Source organism: Phascolarctobacterium sp. Marseille-Q4147, assembly GCF_017968825.1.
Classification (GTDB): Bacteria; Bacillota; Negativicutes; order Acidaminococcales; family Acidaminococcaceae; genus Phascolarctobacterium_A.
Map to the genome: position 1 here is coordinate 1,890,388 of NZ_CP072874.1, position 15,611 is coordinate 1,905,998.

Annotated in this window: 13 protein-coding genes; all 13 read left to right on the forward strand. The window is 36.3% G+C overall.

Annotation, left to right across the window (positions count from 1 at the left end):
* Nucleotides 1–56: 56 nt before the first annotated feature.
* Nucleotides 57–2,030, forward strand: a complete 1,974-nt coding sequence (locus KAH19_RS08775; protein WP_210684271.1) for a nucleoside-diphosphate sugar epimerase/dehydratase — start codon at nucleotides 57–59, stop codon at nucleotides 2,028–2,030.
* 44 nt (nucleotides 2,031–2,074) lie between these two features.
* Nucleotides 2,075–3,277, forward strand: coding sequence for a DegT/DnrJ/EryC1/StrS family aminotransferase (locus KAH19_RS08780; protein WP_371816703.1), 1,203 nt, complete (start codon nucleotides 2,075–2,077; stop codon nucleotides 3,275–3,277).
* A complete protein-coding gene (locus KAH19_RS08785; protein ID WP_246869347.1) occupies nucleotides 3,277–3,960 on the forward strand; it encodes a sugar transferase in 684 nt (227 codons plus the stop codon). The genes KAH19_RS08780 and KAH19_RS08785 overlap by 1 nt, the downstream gene beginning before the upstream one ends.
* Nucleotides 3,961–3,983: 23 nt before the next feature.
* On the forward strand, nucleotides 3,984–4,601 hold the full coding sequence (locus KAH19_RS08790) for a GNAT family N-acetyltransferase (RefSeq protein WP_210684274.1): 618 nt from the start codon (nucleotides 3,984–3,986) through the stop codon (nucleotides 4,599–4,601).
* A complete protein-coding gene (locus KAH19_RS08795; RefSeq protein ID WP_210684275.1) occupies nucleotides 4,598–5,842 on the forward strand; it encodes a glycosyltransferase family 4 protein in 1,245 nt (414 codons plus the stop codon). Before KAH19_RS08790 ends, KAH19_RS08795 begins: the two co-directional genes overlap by 4 nt.
* 110 nt (nucleotides 5,843–5,952) lie before the next feature.
* Complete coding sequence (locus tag KAH19_RS08800; RefSeq protein ID WP_210684276.1) at nucleotides 5,953–7,023, forward strand: glycosyltransferase family 4 protein; 1,071 nt, start codon at nucleotides 5,953–5,955, stop codon at nucleotides 7,021–7,023.
* A gap of 5 nt (nucleotides 7,024–7,028) precedes the next feature.
* Nucleotides 7,029–8,105, forward strand: coding sequence for a glycosyltransferase family 4 protein (locus tag KAH19_RS08805; protein WP_210684277.1), 1,077 nt, complete (start codon nucleotides 7,029–7,031; stop codon nucleotides 8,103–8,105).
* 15 nt (nucleotides 8,106–8,120) lie between these two features.
* On the forward strand, nucleotides 8,121–9,341 hold the full coding sequence (locus tag KAH19_RS08810) for an O-antigen ligase (RefSeq protein ID WP_210684278.1): 1,221 nt from the start codon (nucleotides 8,121–8,123) through the stop codon (nucleotides 9,339–9,341).
* Between the two features lie 3 nt (nucleotides 9,342–9,344).
* Nucleotides 9,345–10,265: an ATP-grasp fold amidoligase family protein gene (locus tag KAH19_RS08815; RefSeq protein ID WP_210684279.1), complete on the forward strand. Its 921-nt coding sequence runs from the start codon at nucleotides 9,345–9,347 to the stop codon at nucleotides 10,263–10,265.
* 18 nt (nucleotides 10,266–10,283) lie between these two features.
* A complete protein-coding gene (locus tag KAH19_RS08820) occupies nucleotides 10,284–11,807 on the forward strand; it encodes a lipopolysaccharide biosynthesis protein (protein ID WP_210684280.1) in 1,524 nt (507 codons plus the stop codon).
* 32 nt (nucleotides 11,808–11,839) lie between these two features.
* Nucleotides 11,840–12,985 carry a CapA family protein gene (locus tag KAH19_RS08825; RefSeq protein ID WP_210684281.1) on the forward strand — a complete coding sequence of 382 codons (1,146 nt, stop codon included), beginning with the start codon at nucleotides 11,840–11,842 and terminating at the stop codon, nucleotides 12,983–12,985.
* Nucleotides 12,986–12,990: 5 nt separating this feature from the next.
* A complete protein-coding gene (locus KAH19_RS08830; RefSeq protein ID WP_210684282.1) occupies nucleotides 12,991–14,436 on the forward strand; it encodes an oligosaccharide flippase family protein in 1,446 nt (481 codons plus the stop codon).
* A gap of 15 nt (nucleotides 14,437–14,451) precedes the next feature.
* On the forward strand, nucleotides 14,452–15,546 hold the full coding sequence (locus tag KAH19_RS08835) for an acyltransferase (RefSeq protein WP_210684283.1): 1,095 nt from the start codon (nucleotides 14,452–14,454) through the stop codon (nucleotides 15,544–15,546).
* Nucleotides 15,547–15,611: the final 65 nt, after the last annotated feature.

Here is a 15,611-nt window from a genome sequence, read left to right on the forward strand (position 1 = left end):
TTTGCGTTGTTATGTTAATTGATGGTTTTTAAAGAAAGTGTTTGTGATTGTTTCTTATGATGAGTGTTAGTGAAGTTGGCAAAAAATTAAAGATTAGATGGCTGTTGATGGCTTACGATATCGCTGTTTTCCTACTCGTGGTTGCCTTTATGGTGAGCGCCTATGGTGTTCATGCAGAAGATGTAGTGGAGTTTTGGGAGACGGTGTTTGCAACGCTGCTTTGCCTGCTGTTTTGCCGTGTTATGGGTAATGTTTACCATATGGTAATCCGCTATGGCGGCGTGGGCGTGTATATGCGCCTTTTTGCGACAGATTTGGCGGCACTGCTGTTTTACTTCCCGTTGAAGTACGTTTGTGGCCTGCGCAATATTGAAAGCAAAACCTGGCTGATTGTTATTTTGCTGAACTTGCTGTGTGCTGTGGGCATCCGCCTGATGTACCGCTATTGCTACCGCTACGGCGTACGCAAGGGTAAGAAGGGTGAGTTCCTGCGCTGGCTTTTGGTGCTGTGTGCCGGTGAAACGGTTATCAAGGAGCGCCGCAATGAAAATAAGCGTATCCGTGTGGCGGTGCTGGGTGCAGGGCGTTTGGGCGCTGTGTTGGCGGATGAGCTGTTGAGCAATGACAGTGCTGCCTATGTGCCGGTTTGCTTTATCGACCAGGATGAGGAAAAGGTGGGACGCGAGATTATGGGCCTGCCAATTTACGCGGAAGGCGAAGATACCCTGGATGACCTTAAGGACATGGGCGTGCAGGAGATTGTTTTTGCTATTACCAATATCGTGAATACGAATAAGGAGATGCTGTTCAACTTCTATCGTAAGGCAGGCTACAAGGTTAAGGTTTATGACTTTTCCGTGGCTGATATTGCCAAGAGCGGCAAGCGTGTACTGCGTGAGTTTGATATTGATGAATTGCTGTTCCGCCAGCCTATTGTAGTAAACAATGAGTTTGTTGCTGATTATTATAAGGGCAAGGTTATTCTTGTTACCGGCGGCGGTGGCAGTATCGGCAGCGAGCTGTGCCGTCAGCTGGCGAAGATGCAGCCTAAGCAGATTGTGGCGCTGGATATTTATGAGAACGGCGTTTATGACCTGCAGCAGGAGCTGCGTTTGCGTTATGGCGATGAACTGGATTTCAAGGCAGAAATTGCCAATATCTGCTGCGAGCGTTCCATGCGCAGGATTATGGAGGAATACCACCCGCAGATTGTGGTGCATGCTGCTGCGCATAAGCATGTGCCTTTGATGGAAAAGAACTGCATTGAGGCAGTGGAAAACAATGTTTTTGGCACGCTGAATGTGATTAAGCTGTGCGAGGAATATGGTGCGCAGCGCTTTATGATGGTTTCCACAGATAAGGCGGTCAACCCCACGAATATCATGGGCGCGACGAAGCGTATGTGCGAGATTATCGCAAGGGCGCACAGTGCCAGCGGCAGCAGCGTTGTCTTCAGCGATACACGCTTCGGTAATGTGTTGGGCAGCGCAGGCAGTGTTATCCCGCTGTTCAAACGCCAGATAGCCAATGGCGGACCGATTACGCTGACGGATAAGCGCATTATCCGCTATTTTATGACGATTCCGGAGGCCAGCCAGCTGGTGCTGCACAGTGGTGCAATTGCCAAGAACGGCGAGCTGTTTGTGCTGGATATGGGCCAGCCGATTAAGATTTATGACCTGGCGGTGAATATGATTAAGCTTAGCGGGCTGGAGCCTTTCCGCGATATTGATATTGTCGAGACAGGCCTGCGCCCCGGTGAAAAGCTTTATGAGGAGCTGCTGGTGAAGAGTGAAACGCTGCGCAAGACGGATAATGACCTGATCTTTATTGAGAAGGACGAGCCGATCAGCATGGAGGATTTGCAGGAACGCCTGGATATTTTGCGCGCTGCTATCCGTTCTAATGATGATGAGACGGTGCGTGCTGCTATGCGCAGGGTTGTGCCGACGTATAAGACGCCGGAAGAGGTTAACTGCAAGGCTGCGCAGGCAGTAGAGATGCAGAATGCGAAGGTTGTAGTTAAATAAAATTCAGATATATTTTGAAAGAAGGCAATGTAAAAATGAAGTCTATGAATATTTCTTTTTCTCCCCCTGATATGAGCGACATGGAAATCCAAGAGGTTGCGGATACTATTAAAAGCGGTTGGATTACTACCGGTCCGAAAACCAAAGAGCTGGAAAGACAGATTGCAAAATATGTTGGCGTTAATCGCTGCGTTTGCCTGAACAGCCAGACTGCCTGCGGTGAAATGGCACTGCGCGTGCTGGGAATCGGTGCAGGTGATGAGGTTATCGTTCCTGCTTATACCTATTCTGCATCTGCTTCTATTGTCGACCATGTTGGCGCAAAGATTGTGTTTGTAGATGTGCAGGAAGGCTGCCTGCAAATGGATTATGACAAGATGGAAGCAGCTATTACGGAAAAGACTAAGGCTATTATTCCTGTAGATCTTGGCGGTGTTCCCTGCGATTATGATAAGATTTTTGCAATTGTAGAAAAGAAAAAGGCTTTGTTCCAGCCTAAGAATGAAATTCAAAAGGCTATTGGCAGAGTTGCTGTTTGTGCAGATACTGCGCATGCCTTTGGTGCAAGCTGGCAGGGCAAGATGTGTGGTTCTATTGCCGATTTCAGCTCCTTCAGCTTCCATGCAGTAAAGAACTTTACTACTGCTGAGGGTGGTGCATTGACCTGGAAATCTATTCCCGGCATTGATGATGAGGAGATTTACCATAAGCTGCAATTGCTTTCCCTGCATGGCCAATCTAAAGATGCTTTGGCAAAAACAAAGCTTGGCGCATGGGAGTATGATATTGTCGGCCCTTGGTTTAAATGCAATATGACTGATATTATGGCAGGTATTGGTTTGGCACAGATGAAACGCTATCCTGGTATGCTGGCAAGACGTAAAGAGATTATCAGCAGATATGATGCAGCGTTCAAGCCGCTGGGTATTGAAGTACTTGACCATTATAACGATAACCATCAATCTTCCGGCCATCTGTATATTACCCGTATTCCGGGCGCAGGCTTGGAGGAACGTCAGGAGATTATTGTTAAAATGGCGGAAGCAGGCATTGCTACCAATGTGCATTACAAACCGCTGCCGATGATGACTGCTTATAAGAATCTGGGCTTTGATATTAAGGATTACCCGAATGCTTACAAGCGTTTTGTTAACGAGATTACTTTGCCGCTGCATACCTGTTTAACGGATGAAGAGGTTGAGTATATTATTGAAAACTACTGCAAGATTGTGAAGGAGTATATTTGATGCTCTGTAAATGGGAAGAGTTACCACAGAATATGCAAAATGACGCTGTGCGTCCATATTATGACAGCTTGCAGGAGAAAAAATTCAGCTTGCTTTTGAAGGCAATTTTTGACAGGGTAGTGTCTTTACTGATGCTTATTGGCTTGTCACCGATTTTCCTGATTTTGGCTGTTATGATTAAAATGGATAGTCCGGGCGAAGTGTTTTTCAGACAGGAGCGCGTTACGCAATACGGTAAAAAGTTCCGTATCCATAAGTTTCGCACAATGGTGAAAAATGCTGAGGAATTGGGCACGCAGGTGACAACTAAAAGTGATATGCGTGTTACTAAGGTTGGCAAAAAGCTACGTGGCTGCCGTTTGGACGAGCTGCCGCAGCTGATTGATATTCTACAAGGTAATATGAGCTTTGTTGGTACTCGTCCTGAGGTTACGAAATATGTCGAACAGTATACACCGGAAATGCTGGCAACACTTTTGTTGCCGGCAGGTGTTACCAGTGAGGCAAGTATTGAGTATAAGGATGAGGAAAGGCTGCTGGCAGATGCACAAAATGCGGACAAGACTTATGTTGAGGTTGTGTTGCCGCAAAAGATGCAGTGGAATCTGCAAAGCATTAAAGAGTTTAGTTTCATAGATAGTATTAAAACGATGTTTAAAACTGTTTGGGCAGTAATTCACTAATTATAGGGTAAGGAGTTTTGACTGTGATTTTAGTTAAAGATGTAAAGCCAGAAGATAATAGAATAATTGATGAAGTGGTTTCCATACATCTAGAGACTTTTACTGGTTTTTTTCTTTCATTTATGGGAAGAGGATTCTTGAAGCAAATGTACAGGTCTTATTGTGAACATGAGCAATCAAAACTTTTAATGGCTGAAGAAAATGGAGAAATTTTAGGTTTTGTTGCATATTCTTCTGATTTTAGTGGTTTATATAAATTTATGATAAAAAGCAGATTACCTTATTTTGCTTGGTACAGTATAGGTGCTTTTTTTAGAAGACCTAGTGCTTTTTTACATATTATAAGTGCCTTCTTAAAACCAGGTGAAGCCAAACGGGAAGAGGCATATGTTGAATTATCATCGATTGGTGTTTCGCCCAAATATAAATCTAAAGGAGTTGGCTCTCGTTTGATTAGTGAGCTGAAGAAAAGAGTAGATTTTAATAAATTTGCTTATATAACTTTAGAAACTGATGCTGTCAATAACGAGTCTGCAATTCATTTTTATGAAAAGAATGCTTTTGTAAAGGAAAGATTGTATAAAACTAGCGAAGGAAGAGAAATGTTAGAATTTCGCTATTGTGCAGGGGATAAAGAATGAAGATACTTTTTTTAGATGCTTATTATGATCCTGAAATTATAGCATACACGCACTTAGAAAAGGATTTGATTGAAGGGTTGTTGGTTGCAGGACATAGTATAGATATAATTTGTCCGCTACCAACTCGTGGTGTTGATGAAGCTACTAGAGAAGAGTACAAGGGAAGAAAAGAAGAGCTACAATACGGTGGTAAAGTTCGAGTCACACGTTTTTGGGCACCTAAAGAGGATAAAAATCCCATTTTAAGAGCATTTAGGTATTTTTGGTGTAACTTCAGAACATACCAAATTGCAAAAGAAAGAAAAGATACTGATATAGTATTTTCTAATAGCACTCCGCCAACACAGGGAGCTATAGCTGCAATCGTGGCAAAATCTTTATCTAAGAAGAGAAGAAAACGTGTTCCTTTCGTATATAATTTGCAGGATATTTTTCCTGATTCCTTGGTAAATACAGGTTTAACATCTTACAATAGCTTATTATGGAAGATAGGAAGAAAGATAGAGAATTTTGTTTATCGAAATGCAGATAAGATTATAGTAATTAGCGAAAGTTTTAAAAGAAATTTATTGAATAAATTAGTGCCAGAAGAGAAAATCAAGATTATACCTAACTGGATAGATACTGATTCTGTTCAACCAGTACCAAGAACTAGCAATGAATTGATTACAGAGTTTAATTTAAATGCTAATGATTTTCAAGTTGTATATGCTGGTAATTTTGGTGCTGCGCAGGGTGCTGATATAGTTTTAGAATGTGCAAATTTGCTAGCTGATTATAATGATATTAAGTTTGTTATTTTTGGAGCTGGTGCTTATTTTGAAGATGCTTGCAATAAGGCAGAAGCTATGGATAATGTGTTTATTCATGAATTAATGCCACAAAATAGAGTATCCGAGGTATATAGCCTTGGGGATGTTGCACTTATAACATGTAAGCTTAATACAAGTAATGCTGGAATGCCTAGCAAAACTTGGAGTATTATGGCATGTAATGTGCCGATAATAGCTTCGTTTGATACAGACAGTGATTTAGCCAGAATACTTGAAGAGACAGATGCAGGTGTATGTGTTGAGCCTGAAAATGCAGAATGTCTGTCAAAGGCTATTTTAAAACAATATCTGAATAAGGATACTGTAAAATGCAACTCTAGAGAATATGTTGTGAACAACGTATCTAAAAATCATTGCATATCAATGTTCGTTGATCAATTTTTAAAAACATCGAAAGTTAGTAGATAGAAAAACAATTTTGTTTTAAAGAAAAACATATTAATTAGATAGCATTTTAATAAAAATTTATAAAAGATAGAGATGTTTAATGTAAAGATTAAGGAAAGTGATTGTCCTGTATGATTTTAAAGATATTATTAGTTTCTCCTGCTCCAACTAGTGTTGGCGGTATTGCTACTTGGACTAGTGAATTTATGAAAGCTTTACAAAAATATGATATGGGTGTGACGTTGGTAGACACATCAGTAATAGGTGACAGAAGCAAAACTAATGATAGTAAAGTAAGTGCTTTTATTGAAATTAAAAGATGTTGTAAAATATGGAAAGATACATTATTTTGCTTGATTAAGAAACAGCCGCTGCTTATGCATTTGAATACCAGCTGTTCTCGCAGAGGAATTTACAGGGATTTCTTATGTGCAGTTTTTGCAAAATTGTTTGGAAAGTCAATAGTATTGCATTGTCACTGCAATGTTAATGATCAACTGGGAAATGACAAATATGCTGTTTTATGTTTTAAGAAGCTATGTAATTTATGTAGCAATGTTCTGGTACTGAACAAGTCCTCCAAGGAATATGTAGATGGATTATCTAATACGGAGACAGCTATAATGCCTAATTTTATTAGTGCTGACTTCATTTCGAATGGAAAAATAATTAACAACTCAATTAAGCGAGTAGTCTATGTTGGACAGGTTAGAAAGAGCAAGGGAGTCGATTCCATAATTGAAGTTGCTAAAAATAATAAAAAGATATTCTTTGATTTAGTTGGCCCATTGACAAGTGAGTATGACGAAGCTGCATTAAGCAGGATTGAAAACATTGTCCTACATGGAGCACAAAAGAAGGAGTATATTAAAAAAATTCTAGACAAAGCAGATATTTTTTTGTTTCCTACTAAATCTGAAGGTTTTTCTTTAGCTTTATTAGAAGCAATGGCAAGAGGTTTGCCAGTAATAACTACAGATGTTGGTGCGAATAAGGATATGATAGAGAATCGTGGTGGTGTAATTGTACCGTTTGATGATTCTCTTGCTATTGAAGCTGCAATAAATAGAATGTCAAATAAGGATTTACGTGAAAAAATGTCAATTTGGAACATAAATAAGGTGGTAAATAATTATACCATAGATATTGTTATGCAAAGATTGACTAATTTATATAAAATAATAAATAACATTAAGGATTGAGTTTAATGAGAAAGATTCTTTTATATATTGATAGCCTATATTTAGGTGGAGCTCAACGAGTGATGAGTAACTTAGCAAATTATTTTGCTAAAGAAGGCTATGATGTTGTTCTAGTCAATGAATTAAAGCCAGATATAAATAAAAAAACATATAAGATTAATGAGGAAATTAAAAGAATATATTTAGAAGAAGAATCTATAAGAAGCTTTTTTTATAGGCAAGTAAAGAGGGTTTATACATTAAGGAGCATTATACAAGCTGAAAGACCAGATGTTGTTTTGTCGTTTTTAGGTCCGACTAATGTAAGAATGTTGGTAGCGACTATAGGTTTGAATGTCAAGAAGATAGTATCTGTACGTAATGATCCATACAAAGAATATGGGCAAGGTTTAAAAAAAATTTTTGTAAGGGAATTATTTAAGTTAGCGGATGGATGTGTTTTTCAGACTAATGAAGCTGCCTCATATTTTTCTAATGATGTACAGAAATCTTCTAAAGTGATTTACAATCCGGTAAACGAAGTTTTTTATAAAACACAAAGGACAAATATTAAAAATGAAATTGTATCGATAGGTAGATTACAGAACCAGAAGAACCCAATGTTGCTTATTGAAGCATTTGGTAGTATTGCTAAAAAATATCCAGATTGGAAGCTATGTTTCTGCGGGGAAGGTGAATTAAAAAGTTTATTAGAGAACAGATGCAAAGAATTAGGAATTCTGAGCCAAGTTGTTTTTGAAGGCCAGATTTCAGATGTTAATAAAAAATTAAGTAATTCAGGTATATATGTTTTGTCTTCAGACTATGAAGGCATGCCTAATGCATTGATGGAGGCAATGGCAGTTGGTGTGCCATGCATATCGACAGATTGTCCATGTGGTGGACCAAGAGAGCTTATAAAGAATGGAGAAACTGGAGTCTTAGTACCCGTTGGTGAAGTTTCTAAGATGGCAGAAGCGTTGGAAGTATTAATTACAAATCAGTATTATCGCGAGAGCTTAGGGGAAGCAGCCAAGCTACGTGCTTTGAATTTTAAATTTGATAAGGTTTTAAATGAATGGAAGGATTACCTGGAAAAGTAGGAGATAAACGTAGTCATGAATATCCATATAAAAAAATCACTTCTAGAAAATAAAATATATATAATATTATTTCAATTGTGCGTAATTGCTAATGCGGTGTTTGGTGAAGCCAAGGAAGCTTTTGTTATATCTAAGGTTTTCATGTTATTGTTTTTTTTAGGAATAGCCTTTAAGATATTTGCAAGTGGCACTCGTATTGTACTTGGTAAAAGCGTTATCTTACCATTCTTTTTTGTATTTTATGAAATTATTTCATGTGCTTGGGCTTTTAATCAAGAGGTGGCAATTAGCCAATTAGTAACTCAGTTGCAGTTATTCGTTTTGTTTTTTTTCTCATATGTGTATATCAAAAAAATTGGCCGATTAGAAGATTATTATAATGCTATGTATCTATCCGGTATTGGACTAATTTTTTACTCATTGTATGTGTATGGTGGATTATCAGGATTCTTGGCAATAATGAGTACAGGTCACAGAATGGGCGATCTCATAGGTAATCAAAATACATATGGATTGGTATTTGCAAATGCTGCATTAGTAGCCTTATACTACTTTTTTTTCAATAATGAAAAACGATATATATTGCTTGCTGGACTATTTCTATTTTTTGGTCTTAGTAGTGGATCTAAAAAGGTAGTGTTTTTACTTATATTAGGTCTGTTTTTCTTAATTTTATCAAAATATGGTGTTCGTAAGCTTTTTAAAGTGATAGTCTATTCTTTTACTTCAGTATTAGTTGGCTTGGTTCTCATCCATTTACCTCTTTTTTCCACGATTTTGGAACGATTGGAATCATATTTATCTATCACAGGTAACATAAGTGATAACATACGTGCTGAATTAATTAGATTTGGGTTAGAATTATTTGTAGAGAATCCCTTTTTAGGATATGGATTAAATAATTATTATTTATTTCATTGGAGTGGAGTTTATTCTCATAACAACTATATTGAGCTCTTGGTTAGTTTGGGATTTATTGGTTTTATTGTTTACTATTTAATATTTATTAAGAGCGCAATTACTTTAATTCGAAAGAAAAAATACTTAAAGCCAATACATTTTTTATTAGCATTTTCTATACTTTCTTCGTTTATTTTTGATTATGGTATGGTGCAGTTTTATAGTAAAGATATATGGATATTAATGGGAGTTATGCTTGCAGAGGTAGACAATATTTTAATGATTAGAAGTGAATCAAGGAATAATATACTAGTTATTGCGAAAGGAAGGAATTAAAAGGTGAGTTTTTCTTCAAAATTTACTAATGGAATAAGATTGTTGTACGATTCAAGATTTCGATGGCTTTATTTAGCAGGCTTTGGTAAATATAATGATTGGAATGATGAGGCTTTTTTAAAAAAAGCTTTTGAATGTCATATGGGCAAAAAATTAAATCTTGATAATCCTCAGACGTTTAACGAAAAGCTACAATGGCTTAAGTTATATGATCGCAAACCTGAATACACTATAATGGTTGATAAGTATGCAGTTCGCAAGCATATTGCTGATACCATTGGCGAAGAATACCTTATTCCCTTGTTAGGTGTTTGGGATAATCCGGATGATATTGATTTTGATACTTTGCCTAACCAATTTGTTTTAAAATGTAATCATAATTCTGGTTTGGGTATGTGTATTTGCAAGGATAAGAGCAAGCTTGATATAGCAAAGGTTAAAGGTGACTTACGAAAAGGATTGCAGCAAGATTATTATCTTGCTTGGCGCGAATGGCCGTATAAAAATGTAAAACGCAGAATTATTGCTGAAAAATATATGTCAGATGAAGGTAAAGAAGAATTGTCCGACTATAAAGTTTTATGCTTTAATGGAGAACCTAAAATCATTGAGGTTCATAGGGGACGATTTAATGGCCAGCATACACAAGATTGTTATGATGAATCTTGGAATAAAACTGATATTGAACAGTATGATTTGCCAAAAACGGATGAGATAATGCCTAAACCGGCATTTTTAGAAGAAATGCTGCATTTATCTAGATTATTATCGAAAGATTTAATTCATGTTAGAGTTGACTGGTACTTCACGAATAACAGGTTATATTTTGGCGAGTTAACGTTTTTTGATGGCTCTGGTTACAATCTGTTTTGTGGTGATGCTGATGAATTATTAGGCAGTTGGATTAAATTGCCTAATAAGTAATGCTTGTATGAGGATGTAATGCAAAATACTATTTTATTTTATAATTCGATATCGCCTTTAATATATCAAGTAACTACAATTATTTGTGGGTTTATTTTACCGCGCTTAATATTAGGTCATTTTGGTACGGAAGTTAATGGCTTGGTAAATTCTATAACACAGTTCTTGGGAATAATTGCGTTTTTGGAGCTTGGTGTAGGTGCTGTAGTACAGTCATCTTTGTACAAGCCGTTAGCGGATAATGATAATATAGCTGTAAGTAAGGTTATTGCATCTGCAGATAAGTTTTTTAGACGACTTGGATATATACTAGCAATTTATGTTATTGCAATGCTGTTTTACTATCCTTATCTTGTGAGACAGAATTTTAGCTTTACGTTTACGGTAACTCTGATTGTTGCAATTTCGGTTAGGTCTTTTTCACAATATTTTTTTGGTATAGTGAATAGGTTACTGTTATTGGCTGATCAAAAAGCATATATTCAATATATAGCGCAGACAGTGGCTGTTATTACTAATACTTTGGCTTGCTATATATTAATAGCTTTTGATTTTTCTGTGCAGGTTGTTTATGGTATGACATCTGTTATATTCTTTTTGCAACCTTTAGCTATTCATTTATATATAAAAAAATATTATGCACTAAATAGAAAGATTCATTATGATGTAGAACCTATAAAACAAAAGTGGAATGGTGTTGCTCAGCATATAGCAGCTGTAATTTTAACAGGTTCAGATACGGTTGTTTTAACCTTGTTTTCGACATTAGTTAATGTATCTATTTATGCTGTTTATTATCTTCCTATGTCTGGTGCAAAGTTGGTAATAATGTCCATGATAAGTGGTATAGAGGCTTTAATTGGCAACTTATGGGCTAAACAAGATTTACAGGAGCTTCGTAAGGTTTTTGCGTGGACAGAATGGCTTATTCATACCGGGACAACGTTGATTTTTACATTAACAGCGATATTAATAGTACCATTTGTACAGGTTTATACGCATGGTGTAAGCGATGCTAATTATATACAGCCGTTGTTTGGTGTATTATTAGTGGCTGCTAATTCAGGACACTGCTTACGTTTACCATATAACATCATGATTTTGGCAGCAGGACATTATAAGCAGACGCAGCATAATTATATAATTGCAGCTGTGATGAATATAGTTATTTCTATTATGGGTGTTAAACAGTTTGGGCTGATTGGCGTAACTTTAGGTACAATGGCAGCAATGGTATATCAGACTGTGTGGATGGCTTGGTATAACTCAAAGAATTTTATCCAATGGCCAATGCATAATTTTTTCAAGCAGATGGCTACAGATATCGCAACTTCGGTACTGATTTATATTGTAAGTTGCAATATAATAATTCAATGTTATGGGTACCTTGATTGGATAATTGTATCAATAAAAGCTACTATTATTGCTGTCAGTGTAATCATTCTTGTAAATTCTTTAGTATATAGAGAATATATAATTAAGCTGAAAGGATGTGTATACAATATGTACAAGAAGCTAGGGGGGGGTAGACAACGAGCTTAGCTTGTCTACATACTTGAATTGTAGGTGCGCTTATGACTATTAAAATAGTAATTGGCGCTGATGTTGTTCCAACGAAATCTAATGTCGGTTTATTTGCTAAAGCTGATGTCAAGACATTAATTGGTGAAAATCTAAAAAAGTTGCTAGAAATATCTAATTTCACAATTTTTAACTTAGAAGTTCCTTTGACTGATAAGAGTACGCCGATTAAAAAATGTGGACCTAATCTTATTGCACCCACCAAAACAATAGCTGGTTTAAAAACAATTAATCCGCATTTTTTTACGCTTGCTAATAACCATATTTTAGACCAGGGGGAACAAGGTTTAAATTCCACCATGAGCCTTTTGGATAAATATGGCATTGCTTATGCAGGTGCAGGTAAAGATTTAGAAGAAGCAGCAAAACCATATATTTTTGAACAAGATGGTAAGAAAATAGGCATCTATTGTTGTGCAGAGCATGAATTTACTATTGCTACAGAGACTACTTCTGGAGCCAATCCTTTTGATTCATTGAATAGTTTGGATCATGTAATGGAATTAAAGAAACAATGCGATTATGTTATAGTTTTATATCATGGTGGCAAAGAACACTACCGTTATCCATCACCTTATTTACAAAAGGTTTGCAGAAAGATTGTGGATAAGGGTGCAGACATTGTTGTTTGTCAGCACAGCCATTGCATAGGCTGCGAAGAGAAGTGGCATGAAGGCACTATAGTTTATGGTCAAGGTAACTTTTTGTTTGATGATGGTGATAATGAATATTGGAATACTAGCTTGTTAATAGAACTAAATGTAGGTAACAAATTAGAGGTTTCTTATATTCCTTTATGCAAAAATAACAATGGTGTAAGATTAGCTGATGAAACAGAAGCCAACTTAATAATGGCAAATTTTCATGAGCGTTCAAAAGAAATCTTATCTAGGGGTTTTATCCAAGAGAATTATTCAAAATTTGCTGAGTCAATGAGTGTAGGGTATTATTATAGAATTTCCGGTAAATTTTCAAGTTTTTTGCCAATAAGAATTATTAATAAGCTTAGCAATTATCTGTTCTTGAAATGGATTTATGGTTCAAAGGAAAAAACAATGATTGAAAACTGTTTAGAATGCGAAGCACATAGAGAATTGTTTAGTCAATTCTTAAAGGATAGTAGAAAAGGCAGGCTTTAAGTTACGTGGCGACAATTAATGAAAAGATAGCAGCATCAACTAAATGGACTTTCATTACTGAAGTGATGGCTAAACTTGTAACTCCTATCAGCAATATGATTTTAGCCAGATTATTGGCACCAGAAGCCTTTGGCGTCTTAGCCTCTGTGTTAATGGTACTATCGTTTGCTGATATGTTGGCTGATGCTGGATTCCAAAAATATATAATTCAAAAAGAGTTTAAAGATGATATTGAAAGAGAGCAGTGTACTTTAGTTGCAATCTGGAGCAATATAGCATTAGGCTTTGCATTATGGATAGGTGTTCTGCTAGGTCAAGACAAACTAGCTATCTTAGTAGGTAATCCAGGGTTAGGTAATGTGTTAGCAATAGCTGCTATGGCAATTCCTTTAACTAGTATTTCCAGTGTGCAGCTTGCTTTATTAAGAAGGGATTTTAATTTTAAAGCAATCTTTGCTTTTAGGCTATGCGTAATCATTGTCCCATTATTGATTACTGTGCCTTTGGCATACTTTGGTTATGGCTATTGGTCACTAATTATTGGGCATATTGCAGCGCAAGCTTTATTGGCAATTACCGTAACTAGATATTCAAAGTTCCATCTTCGTTTATATTTTAGTATTAGGCAATTATTAGATATGCTTTCTTTCTCAATTTGGACACTGATTGAGTCAATCGCTATTTGGCTAACAAGCTGGGTTGATATCTTTATTGTGTCTTCATTCTTTACAGCTCATTATTTGGGTTTATACAGAATGTCAATGGTTGCTGTCAATGGGTTATTAGCTGTTGTTTCCGGTGCTATTATACCAGTTTTATATAGCGCACTTTCCAGGTTGCAGACAGACAATGAAAAATTTGTAGGCATGTTCTACTATATCCTGAAAAGGACAGCATTGTTAGTAATGCCATTGGGAATTGGTTTATACGTCTACAAAGATTTAGCTAGGAGTATTTTGTTTGGCGCTAAATGGTATGAAGCAGATATAATGATAGGTTTGTGGAGTATAACTAGCTGCTTGACAATTATCTATTGTCATTTTTGCAGTGAATTGTATCGTGCAAAAGGAGCACCTAAGGTTTCCTTCTTAGCTCAGGTATTACATATGGCTTTTCTGATACCTGTCATGTACTATTTTTCTAAAAGCTTCGATGAATTGGTCTATGTACGAAACTTTGCTAGATTACAGTTTATTGCTGTACATTTGCTGTTAGTATATATCTTTTTCAAAGTTAGCCCTGTTAGAATGATTAAGGTTACAGTCCCATATATAGGTGCTGGCGTAATAATGGGGTGCTTTGCATACTATTCCAGGAGTATGATTAGCAATGTTTTTTATGATTACATTTCTATCCCCTTATGCGTAATGTTGTATTTTATATGTTTGTATTTAATTCGGTCAGAACGCAAAATGCTGGGAGAAATTGTTAAAAAGAGAAGCTTATATTAACGAAAGGGATTGACAATGTTACATGAAGACAAATATGCTTTTGACAGACAGACAGACAGACAGACAGACAGACAGACAGACAGACAGACAGAGGTAGATAATTGTTATTTTGTAAAATGCTGTTTGATGTTTTTAGTTGTATTCTACCATAGCATTTTATTTTATAGTGGAATTGATTGGTTTGTCGGAAAGCCATTATACGTTGTAGATTCATTGAAGTGGCTTTCTGGTTGGTTGAATAAATTTCATATATATGCTTTTACGCTTGTATCAGGATACTTGTATTTTTACTTGCGATATGAAAGTGGTAAATACCAACATTTTAAGGAATTTCTAATTAATAAATTAAATAGGCTGATCGTTCCATATGTCTTTGTATGTATTTGCTGGGTAATACCTGTATCATGTTTCTTCTTCAATTACACCGCAGGCGATATCTTTAAAAAGTACGTTTTAGCAACAGCGCCTAGCCAATTGTGGTTTTTATGGATGCTGTTTGACGTCTTTGTTATAGTGTATTGTCTTTCTGATGTAATATATAAAAGCAATGTAGTTAGTATCATTGTATCATTGGCAGGCATTGGTATTGGTGCAGTAGGTGGTAAATTATTTCCGAATGTGTTTTGTATCTGGATTGGTTGTAGTTATATAGCATATTTCATTTTGGGATGCAAAATCAGGCAATATGGTAGCGATAGATTAAACAGATTTGGGGTTATGACTTGGTTTGTAGCTCACACTGGATTATATATTGCGGTTACCCATATGAAGTCTTTTAATGGCTTGCTCTTCAAGATAAGCAGTTTTGGACTTACTGTTATTTTGCAAGTAATCGGTGCTGTAATGGCATTTCTTGTTTTGCAAAAGCTGGCAGGTTATACTGATTGGAAGCAGAATAAGCTCATCAAGGGCTTTTCACAAATATCAATGCCAGTATTCCTTTTGCATCAGCAGCTTATCTATTTTTCAATTTCTATATTTAATGGACATGTTAATCCATATGTTAACGCCATTATCAACGTGGGGTTTGCGATAGTTGGTTCCGCTATTATTACGAAGCTACTTTACAAGTTTAGAGTGCTTAGGTTGCTGATGGGTGAAAAGCAGTGATTTTTCTTTATGAAGGATTAAAATAGTGATATAATGTATTTGGGAGAGTTTGTTATTATACAGAA